The sequence below is a fragment of the Paenibacillus taichungensis genome (assembly GCF_047302525.1).
GTDB lineage: Bacteria > Bacillota > Bacilli > Paenibacillales > Paenibacillaceae > Paenibacillus > Paenibacillus taichungensis_B.
This window is the reverse complement of record NZ_CP168020.1, coordinates 6,484,838-6,511,805: the sequence shown is the minus strand read 5'-3', so window position 1 is coordinate 6,511,805 and position 26,968 is coordinate 6,484,838. Positions and strand designations below refer to the sequence as shown.

The following is a 26,968-nucleotide window of genomic DNA, read 5'->3' as shown; positions in this document are numbered from 1 at the left end:
CTTCCACTCTAGTGAAACATCGAGCTTGTATTGAATTTACATATATATTTCAACAATCGTGCGCTCCGAAGCATTACGCGCTTGTTTGAACTCATCCAGCGAGATACGAGCCCCACCCTGACGGTAACGGTTCGCCGTTTGCTCGGTGCGGATGTCCTTGCCGTTTACCGTTACACGGTTAACCGAACCTTCGTTCAGATGGTAGATAAATGTTACCGGCTCTCCTGCATATTCGAATTCGAATTGCATGCCATCCAGCTCAACCGGCAATACCGGGTCAATAACCAGATCTCCGCCTTCCTGACGAATGCCAAGTGCGTTCGAGATCAGTTGGTTCATGTAGATTCCAGGGCCGCTGGAGTAGATTCTCCATCCACCTTTCACCTGTACTGTTCCTTTGCGTAGTTGGTCAAAATGCTCCTGCGCCTCGTACCGCGTGTTGAACTTGCCGTCGGAACTGCTGAAATACGCATTCGCCTGACGAATCTCCGCATTAGGTACAACTTCGCCGATGCCAACCGGGTTAATCATGGCAAGACCATTCCACACTTGATCCGTCTTACCAAGCTTCGCCATCGCTTCAACGTAACGGATATGAGCGTGTACATACTGCAAACCGATCTCGCGACCGAAGTTAGACGCTTGCTCTGCCCGTTTGAAGTGAGTGCTCACACCGCCTGCATATTGAGCTGGACGATTCATCAGACGTACCCCATCCGGGCACAGGAACTGCTCACGAATCAGCGCATAATGCGATTCAGCCTGTTCTGCATTCAGCAATTCGCCGATCATGCTGCGCGTCATCGGCAGAAGGCGATATTGAATACCTGTCTCCGTATCTGTTGGGTGAAGCATCAGCTTCGCCTGATCCGCTTCTTCCATGTATACGAAACCTGGAATCACATCTGTACCCAGCATGTAACGATTAAAGTCTTCACGGATGCCTTGAGCCAGAACGTCCAGCTCCTGTGCAAATCCAGCATCCTTATGTTGCAGCGCCTGTGCGAGCACATTTACAGACTGATAAGTCAAAGCAACGGTCCAGCTGCTCACCATATATTGTTTGAGCTGTGCATTGGCTGGCTGGAGCGTATCATCCCAGTCCCCATCACCGTAAGAAGACAGGAATGTGTCGTGCAGGAAGTGTGAGCGGATATATTCGATCTCTTTTTTCGCGTGATCCAATACAGTCGCTGTTTCTTCCGTGAATCCGAAGCTGTGCTTAACGGTATAAGGCACTTTCTCATCCAGAATCGCATAGTCGCGAGTCGCTGTCAGGTAGTCCGCCAGCACTTTCAGCGGCCATACGATGATGTCACCGTGGCTCTCTTCCTGCTGAATTGCAAAATACTTGTCAAACATGAACCATTGCGGCCAGTTGCCATCATCTTCATATTGGTGGGTATACACCATTTTGATGATATCGCGAACCTGTTCATATTTTTGCGTTGCCATGAAGTATTCAACCGGACCTTGGCATACATCCCGAGTACCCCATGCCGCACCGCCGTACTGCTCCAAACCGTGAGGCACGGAGTAGTGAACCAGCATGTTGTGTGTGTACCACCAAGCCAGTGCGTTCACTTTGAACAGATCCTCTGCACTTTGGCCTTCACCACGAGACAAACGGAAACCGTTCATTACGCCTGCGAAGAATTCGCGGTACGCCTGAACTTCCTCTTCAAAAGTAAGGCTGGATCCTGCTACGACAGAACCGTCTGCTTCGTTTGCTTGACCTTCCAATACACCTTGTACCTTCAGCGTCCATTCCGCACTCTCTTCCAGACTAAGTGTAACCAGCGATGCAGATCCACTGCGAATACCACTCGCCAGCAACGTTTCATCTCCAACATTTACGGTTGCGCCCTCCACCGACATGCGGTATTGCAGGTCAGGATACGTTCCGGCACTAATCGCTTGCGGATCAGCCTTGAAGATCAGCGTGTTGCCATCTTGCGTCATATGCAACGGATACTCGTATTCATTTACATTCATCGTAACTTGGTTGGTTACCAGGTAGCGATATGCTTTGCCACTAGTCGAGCGCACGTTCATGCTCACTTCAGTCGTGTGTGCTCCAGTGTAGTTGGTCACGATAATGGTATCCGATTCGGTTTTGTAGATCCAACGCACATAGTTGAAGCCAATCTCGAACAGGGAAGGCATCGTCAGCAGACGATATTGTCCATCCATTTCCACATAAATGCGTTGTCCAGCCGTCTTCGGCACGTTCAATGCGTTGCGGGCATTACTGATCATTTTATTAAAATTGGTGTTACCAATAACGAGTTGTGAGTTGAAAATACCGTACATATACGATGTCGTCGTAATAACCTGCGCACCGAGCTGTACATTGCCACCACTCATCAGGATATGGCCGTGCGGACGCTCAACGAGCAATTCTTTCGCTTTCAGGACGATATGTTCATAACTGCCCGTGAAGAAGGATAACAGTGAATCACCGCTACACTCTTCCTGATGACGGTCAGGGAACAGATCATTAATCTCATCTTGTGTCAAATCAAGCGCAGCAAGCGGTTCACCCAAGAAGGATGACAGTTTTACCTGTTCCAATGTCTCGCCTTGCTCCACAGTCAATGCTTGTACTTCGTTCCATGCTGCAGTCACTTCATTCCCGAATTCCAGTGCAGAAATTCCAGACGGATGATCTGCTTTGGCCAGTCCGTAGAAGACTACTTGGGCCTCCCCGTCCAAGTTTACGCGCTCCGATTGCAATGCTGTGTAGGCAAATTCATACTGGTACGTCTCATTTGCCAGTGTATTATGGCTCAGGCTCTCAGGCTGGTTCGTTTCCTTGTAGGACAGACCGAAGAATTGGAATCCGTCTGTAGAATAACCAACTGCCTTAGTCAGAGAACCTTGTTGCATGTAAGGGAAAGCACCGCCCTGAGGCTGGTTTTGACGGGAACACACCACATATCCCTTCGCTTCATCTTCGAATACCGTATGGTCAATGTACTGCGAAAGATAGGCTTCATTGCTGCGTACTGCACCTGGATCAGCAAGACCTACATCTTGTCCATATACTACGTCAACGTTATGTTGTTGTCCTGTGAGTTTCACATCCCAGAACCAGACGCCTTGCGTTGTGGCTGTAAACACAACCTGATAGCCAATGCCTTGTTCTTTGCCTTCAAGCTGTACGGTACCTTCCCAGATCAGTTGATTGCCGGATTGCGCTTTGCTTGTAATCACTTTGCTGTTCGAACGCACACCCAGCAGTGGGAACGAGCTGATTTTCTCTCCCTCGTGTACACGCAGATACAGGTTATTCAAAGATCCATCGATCTGGTTACTGAGCAATTGATTCAACATGGTCGTACCGGACTTGGCCTGGTACAGGTCCCCACTGTTCAAAAAGGTAAAGGATAAATCCCCGGCAGTCAGCCGGATTGGTTCATTAATCATCGTTGTCATACTATTCACTCCTTCATTTAGTATAAAATCGAAACGTTTCGATAAATCTGAAAAAGAATAGGGGTCCTCTGCGAAATGACCTTTGTCTGGCCAATTCGGACGGTGATCCCCATCATTCAACTCTCAATTCAAAGAGGGCCAATCCCTTTTACAACCACGCGAGTTAGAAAAGAACAACTTCACAAATCTAGACAGACCGGATATGGTATGACTTCTGTAAGCAGTATCCAAACCATATCCCATCCGACGAGTTACTTCCTAGGCCGGCTGGTTTCCGGACTCTACCTGTACCGATCGTACAGACTCTCGCTCCACTAGATCAATGGTTAACGTATACGATGGATTCACAGCTTCGCCGTTCAGCATCTGGAAGAGCAAATGTCCTGCCAATGAACCTGCTTCATGCTTGGGCTGCCGCACCGTTGTAAGCGGCGGATGAACATATTCGGACAGTTGAATATCATCAAATCCGATTATCGAAATGTCATTCGGTACCGAAATGCCGCTCTCTTCAAATGCTTTCAGTCCACCAATCGCCATTTCGTCATTCCCGTAAAATACGGCTGATGGAAGCTCGCCCTGCATAACCATCATCTTGGTTGCACTATATCCGCCCTCACGTACAAAATTACCGCTTAGACGCCATTTGGACTTCTCTTCAAGGCCCGCCTCCTGCATTGCTCGCAAATATCCTTGATAACGCAGAGCATTATCATAAGAATTGGATGGCCCGCTGATATAGGCGATGGTCTTATGCCCCTTCTGAATGAGGTGACGTGTAGCCAGGTAACCACCTTGCTCCCCGTCCACCAGCACGTTGACCAGATGGCTACTCGACAGCTGCCGATCCATCACAATGATAGGGAAACGTTCGCCTGCAGATTCCACCAGGATATCATCATGGATGTTATGAGCCAGGATAATAGCACCATCCACTCTTTTTTCCCGCAAGAAACGAACCGCTGTGGAGTCGCGTCCTCCCATAGAGCTGCAAGCAATCAGATCATATCCGTTAGCCAGCGCTACGTCCTGTACGCTGCGAATCAATTCGGAGTAATACGGACCCGACAGATCTGTAAGAATCAACGCAATCGTGTTCGTCCGGCTCCGTTTCAGGTCCATGGCAAAGCCGTTTTTGCGATAATTCAGTTCCCGTGCTGCCGCCAGCACTTTTGCCTTGGTCTTGGCACTTACCTTGCTGTCCCCATTCAGTGCATAGGAAGCGGTCGAGAGCGCCACGCCTGCCAGCTTTGCCACATCCTTAATCGTTGCCATTCCACGTTCGCTCCTTCTAACTTTCTTGTTACCTATCATTTTATACTGTAAATGGTTGCAACAACCACTCATTCCTATGCATTATCCATTAGAAATGGCATCAATTCTCATTTATCGAAACGTTTCGAAGTGTTTTCAAAAAAAATTCTCTTCACGTCTTTTAAGTATCACTGCTGAATCATATACCCTTTTATTGTACATATAGCTTGGTCGATTGACAACATTTCAATATTGGACAAGAGCAAGAATTCATTATAAATCACAATGAACACGCCTGTAAACCATAGATTGAAACGTTTCGACATTTTCATTATAGTCGGTGTTGATAGCGATTTCAACCTCTTTATCCATTTTTCACAGAAATATGTGAAGGGAATGATTCGAGGGGTCCCCATTACACCTTTGTGGTATTATACTGCTTATTAGTCCAATCCTCTATAAGGAGTCCATTATGTTATGAGCAATCTGGATCTAAGCTTTCATAAATCATCCGTGAACAACCCCGGCCGCTTACAGCAAATCACAACCGTGCCTCCGGCAATGTTCAAATTGTGTCATCTGGTGCAGCTCCATGATCGGGAAGCCTTCTCCCGTATCGATGAACTGTGGAGCAGCAAGCACGTTCTTTATGTCATCACCTCCGGTCAGGCAAGACTGATCAGTTCGAATGGTCAATTGATGGTAAATACCGGCTCAGCTGTCGTACGCCAAGCTGGAACCCTGCTTCAGCATGAAAGCAAGCGTGGTTCCCTTTCCCCGGTTCAGGGTATTGCAATAGCCTTTGATTTTGCAGATAACGAACAAACGCTCTGGCCGTTCGGACATCCTGTTCCCGTTACGAGCCGTCTTATTGCCGAGCTGATCTCCGAGTTGGTTCAGTCCAGCTCGAAACGCGATGAGTCGGGACCATTCAAACCTCATATGCTGTTTTATCAGCTGCTAGATACGTTGCGAGATCATGCTGTGCGTTTGGCTCATGAAGATCATTCCTGGCTGGACATCGTCATCGCGCACATCCATGAAAGGGTTACTTATTCCTTTACACGTGAGCAATTAGCGAGAGAGGTTAATGTGAGTCCAGAGCATTTTTCACGAGAATTCAAGAAATACACCGGATTTACATTCGTGGAGTATGTTACCCGGTTAAGAATTCGAATTGCCCAGGAGCAACTGCTTTTTGCCAATCCCACATTGCAGGAACTCGCCCAATTGACGGGATACAGGGACACTTTTTATCTAAGTCGAAAATTTAAACAAACGGTAGGTTGCGCACCGACCCACTATCGGAAAACGCCAAAAAAAATCGCAAGTCTTACATACAACTATACCGCTTCCTTGCTCGCACTGGGCCATATCCCTCATCTGGGTGCCGTCGCGGGATGGATGGAAGCGAAGATCATTGAGCTGGGGCCTGATCCATTTAAGCAGTATTCTGAGCATGAACTTATTAATCATATGGATCTAATCGCAGACGCTCATCCCGATGTCATTCTTGGTTATGCACCTCATTCCGGCATGGATGAATTAAGGCAGATTGCACCAACTATTTTGATGCCTTTTGAAGAACTTGACTGGCAGGAGCAATTCATTCATTTGGGACGCATCACAGGCCTGGAAGCCAAAGCTCGTGCGCTGTTAGACCATTATGATACGCTTCAGCAAGAGGCCAACCGTACACTCGATCAAATGATGGGTGTACGTGGATCAGCGGTATGCATATTCATGATTGGTGAGAGTGGAGCGTACATCTATGGTCACGGATGGGGCAGAGCTTCTCATATTTTGTATCAATCGCTGGGCTTCACCCCTCCTGCACGGATGAAAAAGGATGGCCAACTGCTCACAGGTTACATCCATGTTCCGCTAAATGAAATTCATTTGTATGCTGCAGATCATATTTTCATTGATTATGCCAGGGAATCATCGGAGCAGGATGCTGTGGACAAACTTTTCGCTCAGGAGTCCTGGAACACCTTGAGTGCGGTCCGGGAAGCGCGACTGTACGAGATTGATGCGAATATGTTTTATGGATTCGACCCCATCTCGGTTATGGAGCAATTACAGCACATCATGCACAAACTGACATCACATCTGTCCATGCATTAGTCATCATAGATGTCCATGTACAAATGTTACCTCATCCTCTATGTTAGTAATGAGAATAATAATCATTATTGATTATATACACAGGGGGAACAATTATATGTTTGCTGCAAAAAAACGCTTTTCCGGCTTGCTGCTCATGCTCGCCATCATCATGATCCTGGCTGCCTGTAACAGTGGCACGGGTTCCGGCACAACGGAACCAACAGCGGCGGGTTCAGAATCGACAACAGATTCGACCGAAACAAATACCGACTCTTCCGGTGCTACGCGGATCTACAAGTCATTAAGTGGAGATGTGGAAATTCCGGCTGAACCGAAACGGATTGTTACGGATATGTACGTAAGTGATCTGCTCGCACTCGGTATAAAGCCCGTTGGCTCTATTAAATATTATCTGGAAAATCCATTCTACGCCGATCAGGTGGAGGGCATAGAGAATATTGGCGACCGGGGTGCCGTATCCCTGGAGAAGGTCGTCGCGTTGGACCCGGATCTGATCATTACCTACTCTGATAAAGCCGAAGAAATTGAGAGTTATCAAAAAATCGCACCTACCGTGGTCATTCCCTACGGTACGTTTACCAATGTAGAGGATGAAATTCGGGGGTTCGGAGAACTCATGAACAAATCCGAAGAAGCTGAAGCCTGGCTGAAAACGTACGACGAACGTATTGAAGCCGCTCGCTCCAAAGTAAAATCAGTCATTAAACCGGAGGAAACCTTCTCCATCCTCGAAGTATCAGACAAGAGCTATTATGGCTATGGAGACAACTTTGGTCGCGGTGGACAGGCCGTTTATCGTGCTTTGGAACTTACACCACTCGAAATCACCAAGAAAGAACTGATGGGCGATACCCAGTGGAAAGAGATTTCACGTGAAGTCGTTGGTGATTATGCAGGAGACCATATCTTCCTAACCGTAGGCGAGAACAATAAAAATTATCAAGGTGACTCCATCTGGCAATCCCTGCCGGCTGTGAAAAACAATCAGGTGTACGAATTGCAGGAAGATCGCTACTGGTACTTCGATCCGATTGCAATTCAGAGTCAGGCTGAAGAATTCGCTGATATGATCGTAGAACGTGCACAGCAAAATCGTAAATAACATATGAGAGATGCAAGTGTCTGGTCAGGCTATGGAACCTGTCCGGGCATTTGCATTATATGGAGGAGGACTTACATATGCTTCGCCGTTTCATGGCTTATTATCGTCCTTATCGGGGACTCTTTATATTGGACTTCTCCTGTGCCATTCTGGCTGCACTGCTGGAACTTGCGTTTCCCTTGGCTGTAAACAAAGTTGTAGACCAGCTGCTTCCCGCAGGCAACTGGTCCATGATTTTATCAGCCTGTGCCGGATTGCTGGGCATCTATCTGCTCAGTTCCTTTTTCCATTATGCAGTCACCTACTGGGGACATAAGCTGGGTATTAACATCGAATCCGATATGCGGCGGGAACTGTTCCAGCGTGTGCAGAAGCAATCCTTCCGCTTTTTCGATAACAACAAGACGGGGCACCTCGTCTCTCGCATGACCAATGATCTGATGGATATTGGTGAGATTGCGCATCATGGACCCGAAGATCTGTTCATTGCCCTGATGACGTTGGCCGGAGCCTTCGGCATTATGCTTGGTATCAACTGGCAACTGGCTGTAATGACCTTCATCATCGTACCGCTGATGATCTTCCTGTCCCTTTATTTCAGCCGCAAAATGTCTAAAGCGTTCAAGCGTATGTTTGCGGATATTGCAGACTATAACGCACGCGTAGAGAACAATGTGAGCGGAATTCGTGTAGTACAGGCTTTTGCCAATGAAAAACATGAAGTGAAACGTTTTGTCGAAAATAATGAACGCTTCCGTCTTACTAAACTGATCACCTATCGGATTATGGCGTGGAACTCCTCGCTCAGTTTCATTCTGATGAAATTTGTCTCGCTGTTTGTACTGGTATGCGGTACGTGGTTTGTCATTCAGGGCAGCATGACCTACGGAGAATTTATCGCCTTTGTCATGTTATCCAATGTGTTTCTTGGACCGATTCAACAGATCAATTCCGTCATCGAAACGTATCCCAAAGGCATCGCTGGATTCAGACGTTACCTGGAGCTGCTGGAGGCCGAGCCCGATGTAGATGACACTCCACAGGCCAAACCATTCCCGCATGTGAAAGGCGATATCGCCTTCCATGACGTTTCATTTGCTTACGGCGAACACAAACCTACCTTGGATCAGGTGAATCTGGAGATTCAGGCAGGACAAACGGTGGCGCTGGTTGGACCTTCGGGTGCAGGCAAATCTACACTATGCAGTCTCATTCCACGCTTTTACGATGTGGATGCGGGGCATATCTCTATTGATGGGATTCCGGTAAAAGATATGACACTGGAGTCACTTCGCTCCCATATCGGGATTGTGCAGCAGGACATTTTCCTGTTTGATGGGTCGATCCGTGAGAATATTGCCTACGGCAAACTGGATGCACCTGATGAAGAAATCTGGCAAGCCATCCGCCGGGCCCAATTGGAAGAGCTGGTCCTATCCCAACCGGAAGGACTCGATACTTTGATTGGTGAGCGGGGCGTCAAATTGTCTGGCGGACAGAAGCAACGTCTGTCCATTGCTCGCATGATTTTGAAAAATCCGCCGATCCTCATTCTGGATGAAGCGACCTCCGCACTTGATACCGAAACGGAAGCCGCCATTCAGTTGGCTTTATCTGAGTTGGCACAAGGACGTACAACGCTGATCATCGCCCATCGACTGGCAACGATCAGACACGCGGATCGCATTGTGGTTGTGGAAAATGGCGGCGTAGCCGAGCAAGGCAGCCATGATGAACTTCTGGCACGTCAGGGCTCGTATAGCCGACTGCATCAAGCCCAGTTTGGATAGGTTGCGGAAATAACGTCTCTTGGATTCGTTAAACCGCAGACCTGTGGAAATTGGCGCTAATAACACGCGCTCGTTTCGTTAAACAGTAGTAACGCTAAAAAGGGATGTCCTCGTCATGTTCATGACTCATGGGACATCCCCTTTCTTATTCAGATCCTATTCTGTGATAATCATATCAGGAATAGGATTTTATTTTTTGACCGCATGGATGAAATGGTTTGTTTCGAAGGCGGACAAGTCATCTGTACGATTGCTGAAATATCGATCTTGTATGTCTTCCGGCGATAGATGCTCATATATGAGAAGTCCCACATCCGCCAATAACCGTTCTATCTCCTCGTAAGTGAAGCAGGATTGCATCGGCTCACCCCCCATTGCAGCCATCTTAACCATATTTTCAACCCGGTTAAACCTTCCTTTTTCCTCAAAGAGATGCTCATCTGCATAATCCAGCACAATGGAGCTCCCCGTTGGAAGATCCAAAAACACATGTCGGAGCAAGTTGGATAGATTTTCTTTGGACAAATAATACGAAACGCCTAACAGAGTAACCAATGTCTTTCGCTTCTTCAAACCTTTATTAGTCAAACGTTCATACGAAGCCTCATGGGTAAAATCCATTGGCACCAGATGAAGATTGTCCGGCATGATCAGCTTGGCCTGGTCCAGACGCTCCCGCTTGAACTGCTGTGTGGCTGGATAATCCACTTCAAATAGTTCTAGAGTGTCCTCCAGTTCCGGATGCCTCAAAGCAAATGTATCCATCCCCGCGCCTAGAATGACAACCTGCTTCAATCCCAACGTGACTTCATGCAGCAGTACATGCTCACAATAAGCAGCCCGAGCCAGTGTTATTGGAGATAATTGTACCTGAGTAATCCATTTTAGAATCTTATCCGGGTCGTCCTTGATTAGATGAGCCATGTCCGGGTTGAAAAAATGGATACCTTGAATCATATTCTCGCGAATACCCGCAAACTCTTGAGGAGTAATAAGTGCTTTGGCTATATAATCATTAAAAATAAGAGGTGTATCGTATTGGCAGTGGTAGGCTCGGCCAAAAGCCGAAATCAAGGATGTAATGCTGGACTCATTTTGCTTCATATTTCATCCTCCCGTACAAACAAAAATAAGATTCTCCCTGGCCAGGAGAACCTTAGTATATACGGAATGTTTTTATATGTAAATTATAGCATAAAAATATTTTTTTGTCAATCTAAATTTACAGGGTGATCCGACAGATTAAAGTGGCTTTCTTTGCCCCTCCACTCCAATCTGTCCTCTCCCTCCTTCATACCACTCAGCCCGAAAAGGCTAAGTATCCAATCCGTACTCCTTCATTTCACGGTTGCGGTTCAGCACCGCATGCAGTACAAAGCCAAGCACCGCAATAACCGCCGTGCCAGTCGCCAGCCACGCTACAGGAATCAGTCCCTGTTTGTCGTACATGACCCCCATTGCATACGGCCCGATAACCCGTCCGACCGCACCGATTCCACCGGAGATCCCGATGTAGAAGGGTGCCGATCTTCCTGCATGCTCTGAGATGAATGCCGGGGTAGCAGGTGAGATCAGCATTTCCCCAAAGGTAGCCAGTACCATTGCAAGCACCATACCCGGATAGCTATACATGGTGATCATGACGATGTAGGCCATGCCATAGAACACCGCACTTGCAGTCATCTGAGCAGTCGATGTACGGGCCATCGTACGCTTGACCCAATTGGTGAAGGGTTGTCCCACAAAGATCAGCACCCCGTTCAGGGTCCAGAGCAGACCGTACATTCTTTTCTCCATACCCTCGGAAATAATATACGGAGACACACCAGTATTCCAGATGGAATTACCGAACAGCAGGAACAGCACGCCCAGGCTCATGAACAGATATAACCTGGTGTTGCCCAGCAGCGCCCAGACGCCCGGCCCATCGGGAACCGTTTTGCGTTTGGTCAGATGTACTTCGCCCTGATCCGGTTCTGCCCGCGACAGATAATACCAGAAGAAAATCGCAAACCCGGCGGAGGTCACCCCGTTCAGTACAAAGCTGAGGTGATAGGAAAAGTCAGCCAGAAAACCACTGAGCGCTGTACCAATTGCCACACCGATATTGTTGGCGACATAGATCACATTGAACAATTCCCCGCGTCGCTCTGCAAACCGGAAACCAATAAAGGCTTGAATCGCTGGCAGCGACAATGAACTGAACAGGCCGATCCAGCCCATGGCACATATAAATACAACCCAATACGCGCTAATCCACGGCAGAGCAAACAGCCCTACCGCATTTAACGCCAGCGATCCGATGATCAGCTTCTTGACGCCCACCCGGTGGTACAATGCACCGCCGAGCAATTGCCCGAAGATGCCCCCCAGCGACTGGATCAGAATAACAAAACCCGCGTTCGCCATCGTGCGTCCAAGCTCGTCAAATACATACATCGTGGTCAGCGGCCACATCAAGGCACTGCCTGTCGCATTGACCAAACTTGCCAGCAAAAATATTTTCACTTCTTTTGGATACGTATCCAGCCATCTCATCATCGTGTTTATTCTCCTTAGTACCTTCAAAAAGCATATTGCCATAAAAAATAGACCCTTGCCCTGACGGCATGATTAGCCAGAGCGAAGGCCACTTGAATTTAGAATTTTGAATTTAAATTTTAAATCTTGCTCTTTATCATTCTGCTTACGATCTATCCATTGTTCATCTTACCTGAAAAGATCCGATCTGCAAGCACATTCATTGACGCTTCACTTCGACAGTGGCTGAGAAGAATGTAGCCCCATTCCCCATGTCGGACAGACGATTGGACGTGAGCGAATTCGCCCGCTGTTTTTTGCCATTGCCATCCCACCATAAGCCTTGACTGATCACCGTTCCTGGCAGCATGGATTCACTCACCTTTGCGGTTAGTTCGATCCGACCACGGTCGTTCCACACGACCACAGCATCCCCGTCTTCCACCTGTCTGGAAGCGGCGTCCTCCGGGTGCATTTGCAATAATGGCATCTTCTCCAAACGTTGATGTTTGGCCGAATTGGCAAAGGTGGAATTCAGGAAATTATGGTTTGGCGGCGACAGAAACATTAGCGGATAAACATCCGCAGGTCCAGCCGGGTTTTCCCCGTCATACCCCTCAACGAGAGCACTATACGTAGGCAATGGCGGCAATCCCTTCTGTGCCATCGTTTCCGAATACAGCTCGATTTTCCCCGAAGGCGTGGGCAACTGATCCAAATAGGAGTCATGTGCAGACATATCCAGCTTGACGAAATGATGCTGCTTCAGCCCTTCCAAGGTTACTCCGTTCATGTAGGGATTGCCCGTACCCTGAAGTGCTTCCTCGATCATCTGTTCCGGTGTCTCACCGAAAATCTCCGGGTCATACCCCATCGCCTGTCCAAGCAAAGAGAACAATTCAACATTACTCTTGCTCTCTCCCAAAGGCGCAATGACTGGCTCTTGCAAATGAACATACTGATGCCAGTAGGACGTATACAGATCCGTCGTTTCAAATGAAGACGTCGCAGGCAGCACAATATCCGCATACTTCGCCGTATCTGTCATGAACAGGTCATGGACAACCGTGAACAGATCCTCCCGTGCAAAACCTCGCTCCACCCGCTCGGTATCCGGGGCCACCACCAGTGGATTGCTGCAATAGACCATCAACGCCCGGATCGGCTGCTCCGCTTCCAGCAGTGCTTCGCCAATCCGGTTCATGTTCACCACGCGCGGCTCCAGGTTCTGTCGCAGCTCCGGACGCTCCAGCGCATCGCTATTCGTGCTTGCGTAGCTGTTGGTACGAATGGCACCACCGCCGCGCTTCAACCACTGGCCTGTAATGGCAGGCAGACAGGCTACGCTGCGTACGTTCATACCACCGTTGTCGTGGTGCTGGAGGCCATTGCCGATATGAATATGGGCTGCCTGTGCGTTGCCATACAGCTCAGCCAGCTTCACGATGTCCTCTTCCGGCACGCCTGTAATACGTGCAACGCGCTCAGGGGTGTAGCTGCGGACATGATCACGCAGTGCCTCATGGCCGACGGTATATTTTTGCATAAAGGCCTCATCCGTCAGTCCCTGCTCGAACAGTACATGCATTAATCCGAGTGCCAACGCACTGTCTGTACCTGGGTAGAGTGGAATGAACCAATCTCCCCATTGGGCGGTCCGATTGCGATGGACATCAATAACGATGATTTGCGCGCCCTTCTTGCGGGCTTTCTCGGCCAGAACAACCTGATGCATATTGGTGCTGACGATGTTGCCTCCCCACACCAGAATGACATCCGCATGCTCTGTATCCTCTGGCAATGTTCCCCGGTTCGCACCCATCGTATATTTCCACCCGGTATTTCCCGCAGCATTACAGATGGTCTGTTCCAGCTTGCTCGAACCTAGCGCATTGAAAAATCGACGATCCATGCCATCCACACCAAGAATGCCCATGTTTCCATAGAAGCTATAGGGCAGGATGCTCTCCGGTCCGTAGGTATCTGCCAGCGAACTGAATTTCGCCGTAATCTCGGCGATGGCTTCGTCCCAACTGATTCGCTCGAATCGACCTTCGCCCTTAGCTCCGATGCGTCTCATTGGATATTGCAGCCGCTCGGGGTGATACACTCGCTCCGTCATATTTCGAACCTTGTTACAGATGGCGCCTTTTGTAATCGGATGGTCCGGATTGCCCGCTACCTTCACGATCTTACCGTTCTCCTTATGAAGCAGCAGGCCGCAAGTATCCGGACAATCGAGCGGGCAAACCGCCGGGAATACGCCATTCTCCTGATCGATCATATACAAGTTCCTCCCCTTCAAAGCTATCCTCATATCATATCCTCTTCATGGTAATCGCGTAAAGAGAACAGTCTTTTTTCATCGCCACAACCGCTCCATATTTTTTTTCCAAAAAAACTTTTTCCCCTTGATTCAATCTCGAAATTCAGGGGTAAATTAAAAATAAGGCATTAGGCTAGTGTTTCCCCACTTCCTCCTCATGCCATATCATGGACCACTCCCGAAATTCGCCATGAACAGGTTTCGTTCCCCCGAACCTTGTCATGGCGAATTTATTTTGCGTGGATATTTTTTGCATAAAAAAACGATTCTTTTCCCGCCCATCACAGCAGACAGCCATGACTTGAACGAGATCAGAATCGCCTCTCCTGTTTACTTTGCATTCGTCTTCATACTCGTTTTCGTACTCGTTACCACGGTTACAACTCTAACTCGGGTACTTGGCAAAATACCGCTACGCCTGCTTGCTCCACATCGGTCTGGCTTCTGTCTCCACAGGCTGGGCCGCCGCCATTGCCACCTCAGGCTTCACTTCCGGCTCATGCTTGCGCAGGTACACCATCCAGTAAGCAGCCGCCACAAACAGCGCTCCTCCCGTCAGGTTGCCAAGCCAAACCGGAATGAAATTCATGATATATTGTCCCCACGAATAATGCCCTTCGAAGATCGCCGCAGGAATCAGGAACATGTTGGCGACAACGTGCTGGAATCCAATAGCTACAAAGGCCATCGTCGGAAACCAAATGCCCAGTACCTTGCCACTCATCGTATCCGATGCATAAGACAGCCAAACCGCGAGAGCTACCAGCCAGTTACACCCAATCCCGGATATAAAAGCCTGAAGGAAGCTGTCGTCCAGCTTGTGTCCAGCCATATCCACCACTTTGGTCAAATAAGCCCCCTCTGCCGTCAGACCGAGCACATGCCCAAATGCATAGGCAACAAAGAGCGCTCCAAGGAAATTACCTATCGTTACTAAGGTGAGATTCTTCAACATGTTGCCTGCGGACAGTGTACGTGCAATCGTCGCAAGTGGGACGGCCATCATATTGCCTGTCAGCAGTTCCCCGCCGCCAATCAGCACCAATATTAAACCTACCGGGAACACTGCTGCACCAATCAAATTAACCAAGCTGCCCCACTCGGCCGGAGCAGAGGCAATGACCCGAATATCCAGCAGAAATCCGAGCGCAATAAAAGCGCCTGCCAGAAAACTGAGTATCAATACGGAGGACACCGGATTTTGAGCTTTCTTCATCCCCGTATGCGCCGTATATTGTGCAACCTCAAGAGGTGTTTTTGCTGCCATAACGATCCTCTCCTTCACAGTTCATGAACATCATAATTCAACTTGTTGGGTTGATATGTTCATTGTATCGCGAAGGTTTCAAGAGGTTTGTTACTTTTATCACAAAGTCTGAAAACTACATTTTCACGTTTCGTTCTAGTTTACTTGATGTGCGATCGATGAGGTGGTTACTTACGCCGTCCCCAGATCCTCATGCTCACCGAAAATTTGCTGCAAATGATGTTCCAGATGCTCAACGTAATCTTGTGCCAGCCATTCCAGCGTTACCACACTTCCATTAGAGAGGATACATGTTTTCGTTGACTCGTCTCCACAGAGCTGGAATGGACACGATTCAGACTGATCCAGAGATTCAAAACCTCTTCAACCGGTGCACTCTCGTACTAGTGGCTCTCCACCCACTGCTTCTGCTAATAAGGAGTTATACGCAAAGGTTCGGTCTGGTGCAGTTAATAACGAGAAAAATAAAGACTTTAATTTTATCTATCGAAAATTAAAATGGTGTAACTTGGTATTTATGTGAATTTAATTAAATTATATGGTAACATATTGATTTTTTTATATATTTATGGTTTAATAATAATGTATTTACATTATACATAAGGAGATGTACTCTAATGAAAAAAGCGCTTTTATTATCTATTGTGTCCTTGTCACTAGCAGCATCAGTATCTGTTGCAGCAGCTTCATCTGATCAAAAAACAGACAGAGTTACCAATGTTAATCCGTCTATAACTCCGATTATTGTTCAAGATGATGATCCTGTTATTGTTCCATTCAGAACTTCAGACCTTTTTAAAACTGACTTATCTGGAGTCACTGATTATAGTTTGTTCAATGTCGCTGGTGGATATGGCCATGTCAAAGTTTATATTAAAAATACTGGAAAAAATACAATTAGAGCGGTAATGATCCACGATTCAACAAAAAAAGAATACTTCAGTAAAGATATAGCTCCCGGTGGTACTCTGGATTGGAGAAGCTTTACGGATACTCCACAGGGAGTTAGAGGTGGAGATTATACGATAACTTATCGTGCTAATGGAAATCTGCTGAGTGGAAGTGCATGGGGAATATCTGCTGAGAACAACAACGAGCTATAGAGAAAAAACAGGAAAGTTAAAACTCATATCCTTAAATTATTCGATCATCCGTAACAAAAAGTTAACCCGACAGGCTGGTGATTTCTCATCGGCCTATCGGGTTATTTGTTGCTATAAATTAATCAAACCTTCCTTACACCATTGCTGGTGCTTTTACTTCTATTGGAGGCAGTGCTTGCAGACCCGCCGAATTCAGGAAGTTCCATGGTTTGTTGTAATGTGGCTGGAAGAAGAAGTCGATAAAGGCCAGCTCATCTACCGTCATGTTGTTCTGGATGCAGACAGAGATCGTATTGATCGACTGTGTCAGATCAGCCTGTGACATGACCTGCGCACCAACAATGCGGCGAGTAGCCTGTTCATAGATTACTTTGAGCAGCAGCTTCTCTGCCGTTGGCATGAACTCCGGACGGTAAGCATCTTCAAGCGTTACAGCTTCAACCACCAGACCCTCATCCGCAGCAGATGCTTCCGTCAAGCCTGTACCTGCAATATTTTGTTCATAAATTTTAATACCTGATGTGCCTTGTGTACCCATGTACCGTGTCGTAGGACGAACCAGGTTCCGTGCTACGAGTGTACCCATCCGCACCGCATTAGTTGCCAGTGGAATGTAAGCTGCCTTGCCGGTTGGGTTGTAATGAATTGCACAGCTGTCTCCAGCAGCGAAGACGTCTTTTTGACTGGTTTGCATATATTTATCCACGATGATTGCGCCGTTCGGCAGCATATCCACTTGGCCTTTGAGCAGCTCGGTATTTGGACGGAAACCAATGCACAGAATAACGAGGTCTGTATCGAACTCTCCTTTGGATGTAATGACCTTGTTCACTTTGCCATTCTCTCCGGTAAATTTCTGTACAGTTTGGCCCAGTGCCAGCTTGATGCCGTGTCCAGTCAACGTTTCTTCAATGGCATCCGTGAACTCGGGGTCGAGATATTTGTTCAAGATCCGGTCCACACTGTCGATCAGTGTAACTTCCTTGCCGTTCATTTGGAAAGCCTCCACCAGCTCGATGCCGATATATCCTGCTCCTACCACGGTAATGCGTTTGGCATGCTTGGCTTTCTCAATAATCGTGTTGGAATGGTTGTAGTTTTTGCAAAGTAAAATGTTGTCCATCTCGATGCCTTCCAGCTTCGGTACGACAGGCCATGAACCCGTGGTCACGATCAGCTTGTCGAAGGTATCTTCGAATTCTTCCCCAGTTTTCAGGTTTTTAGCCTGAAGTTTGTGACCCGCAGAATCTACTGACGTCACTTCATGAAGCATTTTGGTAACGACACCGAGCTCGGCCAGTTGGTTTGGCGAAGAATAGAACAATCCTTCAGGATCTTTCACCACGCCACCCACATAAAGCGCAATGCCACACGATAAGAAGGAGATATTGTCATTGCGCTCATACACTGTAATGGTAGCATCCGGGTACAATTTGGCGGTGTTAACGATGGCTGCGGTTCCTGCATGTGTACATCCGATAACTGCGATTTTCATGATAAGGTTCCCCCTTGGAGTATATAAATAAAAAATTGAATTTAACGTCATTGTGGTTGTGAAATATTTCACTTCTAAGTGAATACCGCTTATGTGATTTATTTCACTTTGTATACTTATTATAATGTGATATTTTTCACATTGCAAGAGGTTAATCAAAATAAATTTGTCGGATGTGGTTTTCTTTACGATCAAGCGAGTCATCGACTCAATCTTCATTGACTTCAGTTTTCCCTGCTTATGGCTGGTTTATGCTCAAAATAAGCTTAGTAACTACCGAGGAGACACGTATATCAAGAGGATATTTGCACTAAAAAATTGTATCAAAAAAAAGCCTGTCCTCCAATCTGGAGGCAGGCTTCTTCGTTTATTTTATACGCCAAGCAGCTTTTCAATCTCTGCAGTCATGGCTTCAGGGGATTCTTTTGGTTCAACACGCCCTACAACTTCACCTTCACGATTTACGAGGAATTTGGTGAAATTCCATTGGATGCTATTGTCTTCGCCAACACCAGATTGCTGCTCACGCAGATACTTGAACAATGGATGCGCATCTTCACCATTTACGTCGACCTTGGCAAACACCGGGAAATTAACGCCATAGTTAATTTGGCAGAATGATTCTGCTTCCTCACTGGTACCCGGCTCCTGGCCGCCGAACTGGTTACAAGGGAATCCCAGTACAACCAAGCCTTGATCACGATAGCGATCATAGAGCTTCTGCAATTCACCGTATTGTGGAGTCAGTCCACACTTACTGGCTGTATTGGCAATCACCAACACTTTGCCTTGATACAGATCGAGTGAAACTTCCTGATTTGCGGTCGTTACCGCCTGATACGAATATACGGACATGACTGATTCCTCCCATGAGTAAGATGTAGGTTGGGCTGCTGTATGTACTACCGAATGACCATGCGGCACACAGCCTGTCTCCATATTATAAACCTGAGGCGATCAATTACCAAATCTGCGGAGATAAATCCCTCCCAAGTTCATACGTAGAAGCAAACTTCGTCCATCGACATGGACATATCCCTTTTTAGCCTGATTTCGAAGCCAAAATAGCATCATACCGCTCTTGCCGCTCTGCCTTCGTCAGTTTGGGACAACTGTAGCAAAAGTTCTGACCGCCATACACCTGATGGTGCAAGCAGCAGACTGGCTTCATCAGCATGGTTTCTCCAGGTTGATGCGGATTATCAATCTCCACCGGTTTGAAGGTTAACAGGTTCTTTTTCAACCCCAGAATCTCTGGAGACATCGCGATTACATGCTCATACCCTTGTACAACCGCTTCACCTTCCGTCTCCGTGATGTTCATCTGTAACGCTGTTGTTTTGAACCATCTCAGCATGGATGCGAGTTGTGCCCACATTTGACCTGGATTTGCTCCTCCAGCAACAGCCACCCCTTCAATCAGTGGACGCAGCTGCTCGCCGTAATATGCTGTCAATACATCATTACGCCAGGAGGATGGAACGACATGAGATCCGTCCACCTGATTCGGATGTGATTGCTCGGTTGCATTGTTCAGTTGAAAACCAATCGTCGGACGGCCATCCTTTACCTCCAACCGCATATCAATGTTCTCCAGAGACAGATCCAGATAGGTGTCGCATAACGCCGTCATGTAGTGAACCCCAATCATCAGGCCACGAACCGAATGCATGAAATAAACAGCCGCTGAGCGAAGAGAATCGGCCCGAAGATGCTCATTATAAGCTTCCAGCATAAGCTTGGCCTGCTCCGGAAGTCTCAATGCCGTCAAAGGCATGCCAAAGACCGGTTCATCAATCGTCCCGGTTGTTATTCGTCCATATTGCTGTAACCAGGTGTAGTTGATTTCTCCCATTCCTGTAGACCTCCTAGAATGCGAATGAGCCGCGTGCATCATGCACAGCGGCTTCATTCTATAGTTTAGGACCACATATGGCCCGTTTCATTAACTTCCTGTCGCGTGACGAACGCGTTGCTCTGTCCGTCCTCCAGCATGAACCATTGCACTGTTCATGACCATTTGTTCTGGAGGTGCTGATTGCTGGCGTTCACCCGCAAGGGCGTAAGGCAAGCAAAGCGGTACACCGGAACGCGGATCAATCACGATATCAGCTTCAATGTTAAATACTTCGCGAAGCACATCGGAGTTCATAACCTCTACAGGTGAACCTGTAGCGATGGCTTTACCTTTTTTAATACCAATCATGTGATGCGCATAACGGGAAGCATGGTTCAAGTCATGCACAACCATAACGATCGTACGGTTTGCTGTGGCATTCAGTTGCTCTAGCAATTGCAATACTTCAAGCTGGTGAGCCATATCCAGGAACGTTGTTGGCTCGTCCAGGAACAGAATGTCTGTCTCTTGTGCAAGAGCCATGGCAATCCAGGCACGTTGACGCTGTCCACCGGACAGTTGATCGATTGGACGATCATGGAACTCCGTCATGCCTGTCACTTCGATAGCCCATTCAATCATGCGTTTGTCTTCAGCACGCATCGAACCAAAACCTTTTTGATATGGGAACCGTCCGTAGGACACCAGTTCGGTTACGGTAAGTCCTTCGGGAGCTGTTGGATTTTGTGGCAAAATCGCAAGCTGCTTGGCTACTTCACGCGTGGACTGCTTATGGATGGACTTCCCGTCGAGCAATACACTACCTGCTTTTGGATTCATGATCCGTGCCATCGTTTTCAGGATAGTAGACTTCCCTGAACCATTGGCTCCAACAAGTGCTGTAATTTTTCCTTGGGGAATTTGAATATTCAGATTATCAACAATCAGTCTTTCCTCATAAGCGATATCCAACTTGGACGTCTCCAGACGAAACATGCGATCATCCCTCTCTCATTTATCCCGGTTATGTATTCCGGCTATGACAACGAAAACGAAATTGTAGTTCAGCGTATTTCCGGCGCAACAAGATTTATACTCTAAAGATACTGATAATCATTATCATTTGTCAACACTAAATACCAAATTCCTTGATGGTTGAAAGCTATTTTTGAAGTGTTTTACTAGAAATCGGTCAGATTGTCCGCACTTTATGTGAGATCTTTTCTCATCGTGTACGCGCATTTCATCGCTTTGCGTATGTTCATCCTTGCCCAACATCTTAATAATGTGTCCGAATTGTGAAAAATAGACCTATATTGATTCATTTTGTAAATGTCACTCCCCATCACTTGAACAAAACAAAAATACAGCCCCTACGAAATTCTTCGAGGTGGCTGTATTCACATTAATAACATATTCACGTAATGCCGCTCAGAGCTTCGGTTCCGGGACTAGGTTGATCACGGTCGTTCCATTCTGAACACTCACGATATTCTCCAGATCGATATCGGCCGGAAGCTCCACTTGGTGCCCATAGGGGTACAGACGATCAGCTTCGGCAATAGTCAGATTTCCCCCTGAAGACGAACCAGTTCCCGTAGACTGAGACGAATCTGAAGGGGTGCCGCCTGCATCTCCCTGTGCTGAGCTTTCATCCGTAGTGTCAGAGGCTGTGCCAGTACCTGCATCCATCCCTGCTGCTGGATCTGAAGTGGTGTCCTCCGTTGTGGCCGAATTTGCCCCTTGCTCAGCTTCTCCGCTCTGCTGAGTATCGTCTGCAGTATCGGTAGAAGAACCTGCAGAGCTTCCTTCAGGCGTGCCCTCTGAGCTGTTTCCAGCCGTACCTTCCCCATCCGGCTCCTCATTTCGGTTGAAACTCTCCCATTCACCCTCAGCATGGAGCTCCTGTGTAGTGCCATCTTTCAAGTTCCATTGGAGAGCGCCCGTTTGCAAAGCGTTGCTGTCCGTTTCGTTTCTGTAACGGATCACTAACTGGGCAGGCGTCTGTGTACCGTCGTCCGCTTCGGATACAGGAACGAGGTAGGCGATCTGTTCAGCGAGCTCCACCTCAGGTTCAGCGGGAACAACGGGCTCCTGTGTCGGTGGAGGTGATGCCGCAGGTGTCTCCGCCTTATCGCTCATCAAAGCATACGTGCCTCCAGCAATACCAAGAATCAGGATGACAATAACCGATCCTAGAAAAAGGTTTTTCCTTTTACCTGTCAGCATGCGTACCAGTGGGGAAGACAACTCTGTTCTGGCGCGGTCGTAGGCCGGCTTCATCGTCTTGCTTGCTCTGGCATAATAGGGTTTGAAAGCTGACTTTGACTTAAAAGCTTCGCGATCATGGGCCTTGAAATAGGCCACGATTGCATCCGAGTATCCCTTATGTGCGTTGGAGCCTCGAATAAACAAGCGTTGATTCCCCGACCACTCCATAAATTGATACAACACTTCTGTACGTCCTGAACTACTGTAGATAAATTCAATAAGTCCTGGATAATCGAGTCTGTTGCTGCCGCTGCCACCCCGATAGAAGGCCAGCGGAAGTGCTTCAAATGCAGCCGTATCCGGGCGATCGCGAAGCTCTCCGGCAAGCCAGCGGCGCGTCCAGCGCTGGAGCTCATTACGTTCGGCTAAGGAGAGGGATTCCAGCTCCTCTTCGTCACGCCCCTCACCGCTAAGCCATGCCCGCGCTGCCAGCATCATGTTTGTACGCGCAGATACATCTGAGCCCTGGCGAGCAGCCCAGTCCCGAACCTCGTTTCCGTGCAACAAAATATCAATGCTTAACAGCTGTTCACGGTTAACCCGCTCCAGATCGAGATCCTGGATCATAAACAAGTTAATGACGTAAGCCAGCTTATCTGCGAGCCGGGTTAAATCCTCCTGATACGCCGGTGGTTGGACAGCGGACTCAGGTCCACCTTTCCGGTTAGCGCGGACTGTAGCTCCAGACTGGCCAATTCGGGCGGTAATACCCGTGTCTAAGGAGCCTGCAACTGGTACACGATCCAATACACTAACCCGCTTAAGTGCCTCATTGGCAGACTGAACAGGGTTGGGCGCAGAACACAAACGTTCACGCAGCTCGGTTGCTGTCCGTTCCAGCAAGAAGCTATTGTGAATGGCAAACGGGTGAGATGTAATCCATCTCTGGATCACTTCCACGACGTCGGCAGCTGATTCCGTGCGTTTCAACTGATTATCCAGATAGGGCTCGAACAACAGCTTGGTCAATGATTCGTTCGCCAGCACTTTGTCGAAGAAAGCACGGCTTAACAGGCTGTCCCGATCCAGAAAGCCATACAGTTCCTGCACGGCACGCATACGTTTCTGTGAACGGGCGTTATTAACGCCATAGATGAAATAATCCACGATTCGGGACTGTACGACTGGCGCAGCGACCCGGAAATACTCCCCGATGCGTGCTGCAACCGATTCTTCAGGCACATTCTCCCGTTTGACGCTGTCCAGCTCACGACTGAGCAACGTCAGGAACAACTCGTTCAAACGAGAGCGTTGCTGCGCTCCGCCTTCCGGTTTCAAGTAGGTGAGCAAGCCACTGAGGACATCGCTTTTGTTATCCAGGTACAAATCTTCCATCCCCTGCTCCAGACGATAGAACATAGAAAGTTCCCCGTATGCTTCAATGGAGAGCTCCCGTCCAGGTTCCATTCCGGACAGCATCTCATCCGCAAAAGCATAAAATGGATCGGCAGCCGCAGGCTCGTGCAGCAGTGACCAGGCGAATTCCGCATAAGGAAGCCTCGCCACAGATGCATCTGCATGGGTAACTCTGCCCGATACCAGATCAAAGGTGAAATCCTTCTCCGTATTCCGATCTTTCGGACGCAGCGTGCCCCGCTCCACAAACTGGAGGTGGATGCCTTTCTTGGCCTGCGGTTCCTTCGCAAACGTCATAAAGCCGAGCTGCCGGCGGAACGCGTAAGGCAGCGCCGTAAATAACAAACGCAGCAGTCCCTTGGCTCCGGCTGTAACCTCCTCAGCGGGCACATCCAGCGCTATATATACCTTCCGACGTGTCGCTACAGCTTGCATGACGGCGTAGAGCAGACGCTTGAATACCACCTCGTCCATTTTCAGAGCGCCCAGGATTTGGCTTGGAGAGCCTTGTCCAACACCAGCTGCTCGTGGCAATTCAGTAAGCGCAGGCAGCACTGTACCTTGTTCGATGTCATAGGACGTGGCGAATACAGCATCCAGCCAGCCACCTTGCTTCATCTGCTCTTCCGAGCGTTCAGGAGACAAGACATAGTTATGGGCAAAAAAAGCGCTGCGCAGCCCGGTGAAATCAACGGACTGGTACACATTTTGCCCAAGAATCGTCTCCCCGCTCTCCAAGTGAAGCAGGTGAATGGACGGCGGGAACTTCGTCTCGTCCTTCTCACTCCGCCCCGTCAGCTCCGCTGGAGCGTCATAGACGCAATAGGGATGAAGCACTTTTTTGATAAAAGAAGGGTCCAGTCCCGGCGATGCGGCAACCGTATCGAACCCCTCCGTTGTGCGAAACACCCCGCGCCGCTCTCGAGTGTACAGCTGTTGTTCAATTGGCGGGGTTATGGAAGAACGCATCATCCCACTCTCCCCTCAATGTACTTCAGCTTGTACAACAGCCAGAGGAATGGCTCATCGACACGGATTGGACTGACCACGCCTTGCAGCTTCATATCCACCGGATTGCTTCCCAGCGCAGACACCGCAAAGTAAGCCGTATCCTTAAAGTACACATCCATTGTGCCTTTGAACGGACGGTCCACCTTCTCGATAAAACGCCGGATCTCTCCGTCGATATTCTCGAATTCGGTCAGGTCAAACCAGTCGCGGTGCACCATGTTGCGGAATACATTGCTGTTGGATTTGATATAATCGCCCTCTTCATCCTTGAGGGAATGCAGCATGTCGCTTTTGGTGAGTACAACGGCTGTCGGAATATTCGTCTTGGCCTTATCCTGGTAAGCGATAAAGTCACCGAACATCGTTAACACCACATCACGCGGTTCATCGTATCTTGGCGTCCACTCGCCTGGCTCGTTGCCGAGGTTGATGCGGATTTTGTCCCGGATGGAACGAATCTGAAGCGGGTCCACCATGAACAGAATGCCTGCCGAGTTCTTGATATGCTGCCCGTGAAGTCCCAGGTAGTCCTGCTCCACCATACCTTCACCAGCGACGTCAAAGAACACCAGTGTCAGCGGAGCTTTATCTTCATCCTTGAACACAAACTGGAAAATAAACGGCTCCTGCAGCTTCTCCTTCTGCGTTGAATCCAGCAAATCGCCCCGCTCGAATAGCGGTTCTTCATAATCGGCACGGAACCGGCGGCTAATCTCCGCGTTCAGCGGCATGCAGGCCGCATCAAAATGATCGGCTGTGTAATGCTGCAATGTATGAATCAATGAAGTCATGTAGACGGATTTACCCACCTGGGATGCCCCGATAATGGAAATGATATTGCTTGGTGCTTTGCCTGCAGTGACAGGCAGCTCGTTATGGCACTGTGGGCACAACCGACGCCGCGTAACCACACCGTAACGATCGTTCAGTCCCATCACAATGTTATCCGAATAGATGCGATGTTCCTCAGGTACATCATGCGGAGCCAGCACGGCCTCCATATCAAACACCGTATCCAGTCCAAACCGCTCGCGATACCGATTCAGCTTCGCATCTTCCCCAAGTGCGTAGTCCTCATCGTCGTCGCGATGATGTGCAGCCCGGAACACAACCTCCTCCGGTGAAAACTTGCTGAAACAATACGGACATACGATATCGTAAAACAACGGCCGCTCTTCAGGCTGCTGTCTCTTCAAAAACCGACTAAAAAAGCTCATAGCCACTCCCCTCCCCTGATCAGTTAGACAAAGTTGATTTACACTTGCACTACGATGACAGAGTAACCTTCCAATCGCTGTTATCCCCAGATTTTTTTGATTCCCTTTTCTAAAGGGGAAAATCCGGGGATAAAGGCGAACGCTCCGCTTTTTCAGGTTATTTCTGTCCTCTCCGTTTCAGTGTAAAAAATTAGCCTAACTATCTAGTCTGATATAAGCCTATAGGCGGCTCCATACTTTGGTCCGTCCGTAAAGAATAACCTCACGTAATCGTCCTTGGCGACCTCGACGGGTGGCATCTCATTTCTCCCGGGAGCAAAATCACTCACAAAAGGGTACACCGTGCCATCTTCCTTATTCAGCGGAACCCCGCCTTGCTTGCGGACATAACAGAGTGCTTCCTTCGGAACAGGTGCTTCCGTTGTGACGGTCATCAGTACACTTTTTCGTTTCTGAAAAAAACCGCTCTTGTATCGGATGGAAAAGCGAATATCCGCCTTGCCTGCACTGGCAATTACCGTGTTGTCTCCATCACGCTGACGCACCAGAACTGGCACGTCTTCCTGCATCTGACACACATACACCGTGTAACGGATGGCACCAAAACCCGTGATTCGATCCATATATCCATTGCTCGCCTTATATTCTTCTTTCGTGTATAACTTCAGCTTGCCCTGTGCAGCCTGTTCCCCGGTACGATTATCACCCATCATATCGAGCTCCAGCCGTTCAACATATACAGCTTCCACGCTCTCTGGCCAGAGCCAGCGAAGTGTGCACTGGCTCTCATCCACTGCAAGTGTCAGTCTGCGAATCAGGGGTGCTGAAGGGTCTGCATCCGTAAAACGCAT

At 48.4% G+C, this 26,968-nt stretch carries 17 protein-coding genes; 4 read left to right on the top strand and 13 right to left on the bottom strand.

Annotation, left to right across the window (positions count from 1 at the left end):
- Positions 1–36: 36 nt before the first annotated feature.
- Both ACDJ58_RS29500 and ACDJ58_RS29495 read right to left on the bottom strand, forming a co-directional pair.
- On the bottom strand, positions 37–3,438 hold the full coding sequence (locus ACDJ58_RS29500) for a GH36-type glycosyl hydrolase domain-containing protein (RefSeq protein WP_413374267.1): 3,402 nt from the start codon (positions 3,436–3,438) through the stop codon (positions 37–39).
- A 258-nt stretch (positions 3,439–3,696) separates the two neighbouring features.
- A complete protein-coding gene (locus tag ACDJ58_RS29495) occupies positions 3,697–4,713 on the bottom strand; it encodes a LacI family DNA-binding transcriptional regulator (protein WP_413374266.1) in 1,017 nt (338 codons plus the stop codon).
- Positions 4,714–5,169: 456 nt separating this feature from the next.
- Between ACDJ58_RS29495 and ACDJ58_RS29490 the strand changes: the two genes are divergently transcribed.
- The 3 genes from ACDJ58_RS29490 to ACDJ58_RS29480 all read left to right on the top strand — a co-directional run bounded on the left by ACDJ58_RS29490 (position 5,170) and on the right by ACDJ58_RS29480 (position 9,714).
- Positions 5,170–6,819: a helix-turn-helix domain-containing protein gene (locus ACDJ58_RS29490; RefSeq protein ID WP_413374265.1), complete on the top strand. Its 1,650-nt coding sequence runs from the start codon at positions 5,170–5,172 to the stop codon at positions 6,817–6,819.
- 97 nt (positions 6,820–6,916) lie between these two features.
- On the top strand, positions 6,917–7,924 hold the full coding sequence (locus tag ACDJ58_RS29485; RefSeq protein WP_413374264.1) for an ABC transporter substrate-binding protein: 1,008 nt from the start codon (positions 6,917–6,919) through the stop codon (positions 7,922–7,924).
- Between the two features lie 77 nt (positions 7,925–8,001).
- Positions 8,002–9,714, top strand: coding sequence for an ABC transporter ATP-binding protein (locus ACDJ58_RS29480; protein WP_413374263.1), 1,713 nt, complete (start codon positions 8,002–8,004; stop codon positions 9,712–9,714).
- Positions 9,715–9,903: 189 nt separating this feature from the next.
- Here the strand turns inward: ACDJ58_RS29480 and ACDJ58_RS29475 are convergent, their stop codons facing one another.
- The 4 genes from ACDJ58_RS29475 to ACDJ58_RS29460 form a co-directional block, all read right to left on the bottom strand.
- Positions 9,904–10,818 carry a class I SAM-dependent methyltransferase gene (locus ACDJ58_RS29475; protein ID WP_413374262.1) on the bottom strand — a complete coding sequence of 305 codons (915 nt, stop codon included), beginning with the start codon at positions 10,816–10,818 and terminating at the stop codon, positions 9,904–9,906.
- 210 nt (positions 10,819–11,028) lie between these two features.
- Complete coding sequence (locus ACDJ58_RS29470) at positions 11,029–12,252, bottom strand: MFS transporter (protein ID WP_413379883.1); 1,224 nt, start codon at positions 12,250–12,252, stop codon at positions 11,029–11,031.
- Positions 12,253–12,454: 202 nt separating this feature from the next.
- Positions 12,455–14,518, bottom strand: coding sequence for a molybdopterin-dependent oxidoreductase (locus ACDJ58_RS29465; protein WP_413374260.1), 2,064 nt, complete (start codon positions 14,516–14,518; stop codon positions 12,455–12,457).
- 454 nt (positions 14,519–14,972) lie between these two features.
- Positions 14,973–15,827, bottom strand: coding sequence for a formate/nitrite transporter family protein (locus ACDJ58_RS29460; protein WP_413374259.1), 855 nt, complete (start codon positions 15,825–15,827; stop codon positions 14,973–14,975).
- A gap of 617 nt (positions 15,828–16,444) precedes the next feature.
- On the opposite strand from ACDJ58_RS29460, the gene ACDJ58_RS29455 reads away from it, so the two are divergent.
- On the top strand, positions 16,445–16,930 hold the full coding sequence (locus ACDJ58_RS29455; RefSeq protein ID WP_413374258.1) for a hypothetical protein: 486 nt from the start codon (positions 16,445–16,447) through the stop codon (positions 16,928–16,930).
- Between the two features lie 133 nt (positions 16,931–17,063).
- Here ACDJ58_RS29455 and ACDJ58_RS29450 read toward each other — a convergent pair whose 3' ends face one another.
- From ACDJ58_RS29450 to ACDJ58_RS29420, 7 genes are all read right to left on the bottom strand, one after another.
- Positions 17,064–18,425 (bottom strand): FAD-dependent oxidoreductase, encoded by a 1,362-nt coding sequence (locus tag ACDJ58_RS29450; RefSeq protein ID WP_413374256.1) that lies wholly within the window; start codon positions 18,423–18,425, stop codon positions 17,064–17,066.
- A gap of 372 nt (positions 18,426–18,797) precedes the next feature.
- Positions 18,798–19,280 (bottom strand): glutathione peroxidase, encoded by a 483-nt coding sequence (locus ACDJ58_RS29445; protein WP_413374255.1) that lies wholly within the window; start codon positions 19,278–19,280, stop codon positions 18,798–18,800.
- Positions 19,281–19,467: 187 nt separating this feature from the next.
- Positions 19,468–20,280 carry a ferric iron reductase gene (locus ACDJ58_RS29440; protein WP_413374254.1) on the bottom strand — a complete coding sequence of 271 codons (813 nt, stop codon included), beginning with the start codon at positions 20,278–20,280 and terminating at the stop codon, positions 19,468–19,470.
- 90 nt (positions 20,281–20,370) lie between these two features.
- Positions 20,371–21,258, bottom strand: a complete 888-nt coding sequence (locus ACDJ58_RS29435; protein WP_413374253.1) for an ABC transporter ATP-binding protein — start codon at positions 21,256–21,258, stop codon at positions 20,371–20,373.
- Positions 21,259–21,693: 435 nt separating this feature from the next.
- Positions 21,694–24,861 (bottom strand): hypothetical protein, encoded by a 3,168-nt coding sequence (locus tag ACDJ58_RS29430; protein WP_413374252.1) that lies wholly within the window; start codon positions 24,859–24,861, stop codon positions 21,694–21,696.
- On the bottom strand, positions 24,858–26,117 hold the full coding sequence (locus ACDJ58_RS29425) for a TRAFAC clade GTPase domain-containing protein (protein WP_024632789.1): 1,260 nt from the start codon (positions 26,115–26,117) through the stop codon (positions 24,858–24,860). The genes ACDJ58_RS29430 and ACDJ58_RS29425 overlap by 4 nt, the downstream gene beginning before the upstream one ends.
- Positions 26,118–26,320: 203 nt before the next feature.
- Complete coding sequence (locus tag ACDJ58_RS29420; protein ID WP_413374251.1) at positions 26,321–26,968, bottom strand: beta-mannanase; 648 nt, start codon at positions 26,966–26,968, stop codon at positions 26,321–26,323.

Coding starts and splice junctions, on each gene's coding strand:
- ACDJ58_RS29470 (WP_413379883.1), bottom strand. CDS start 12,252: ATGAGATGGCTGGATACGTATCCAAAAGAAGTGAAAATATTTTTGCTG.
- ACDJ58_RS29485 (WP_413374264.1), top strand. CDS start 6,917: ATGTTTGCTGCAAAAAAACGCTTTTCCGGCTTGCTGCTCATGCTCGCC.
- ACDJ58_RS29480 (WP_413374263.1), top strand. CDS start 8,002: ATGCTTCGCCGTTTCATGGCTTATTATCGTCCTTATCGGGGACTCTTT.
- ACDJ58_RS29430 (WP_413374252.1), bottom strand. CDS start 24,861: ATGATGCGTTCTTCCATAACCCCGCCAATTGAACAACAGCTGTACACT.
- ACDJ58_RS29490 (WP_413374265.1), top strand. CDS start 5,170: ATGAGCAATCTGGATCTAAGCTTTCATAAATCATCCGTGAACAACCCC.
- ACDJ58_RS29495 (WP_413374266.1), bottom strand. CDS start 4,713: ATGGCAACGATTAAGGATGTGGCAAAGCTGGCAGGCGTGGCGCTCTCG.
- ACDJ58_RS29465 (WP_413374260.1), bottom strand. CDS start 14,518: ATGATCGATCAGGAGAATGGCGTATTCCCGGCGGTTTGCCCGCTCGAT.
- ACDJ58_RS29475 (WP_413374262.1), bottom strand. CDS start 10,818: ATGAAGCAAAATGAGTCCAGCATTACATCCTTGATTTCGGCTTTTGGC.
- ACDJ58_RS29450 (WP_413374256.1), bottom strand. CDS start 18,425: ATGAAAATCGCAGTTATCGGATGTACACATGCAGGAACCGCAGCCATC.
- ACDJ58_RS29455 (WP_413374258.1), top strand. CDS start 16,445: ATGAAAAAAGCGCTTTTATTATCTATTGTGTCCTTGTCACTAGCAGCA.
- ACDJ58_RS29500 (WP_413374267.1), bottom strand. CDS start 3,438: ATGACAACGATGATTAATGAACCAATCCGGCTGACTGCCGGGGATTTA.
- ACDJ58_RS29460 (WP_413374259.1), bottom strand. CDS start 15,827: ATGGCAGCAAAAACACCTCTTGAGGTTGCACAATATACGGCGCATACG.
- ACDJ58_RS29435 (WP_413374253.1), bottom strand. CDS start 21,258: ATGTTTCGTCTGGAGACGTCCAAGTTGGATATCGCTTATGAGGAAAGA.
- ACDJ58_RS29445 (WP_413374255.1), bottom strand. CDS start 19,280: ATGTCCGTATATTCGTATCAGGCGGTAACGACCGCAAATCAGGAAGTT.
- ACDJ58_RS29425 (WP_024632789.1), bottom strand. CDS start 26,117: ATGAGCTTTTTTAGTCGGTTTTTGAAGAGACAGCAGCCTGAAGAGCGG.
- ACDJ58_RS29420 (WP_413374251.1), bottom strand. CDS start 26,968: ATGCGTTTTACGGATGCAGACCCTTCAGCACCCCTGATTCGCAGACTG.
- ACDJ58_RS29440 (WP_413374254.1), bottom strand. CDS start 20,280: ATGGGAGAAATCAACTACACCTGGTTACAGCAATATGGACGAATAACA.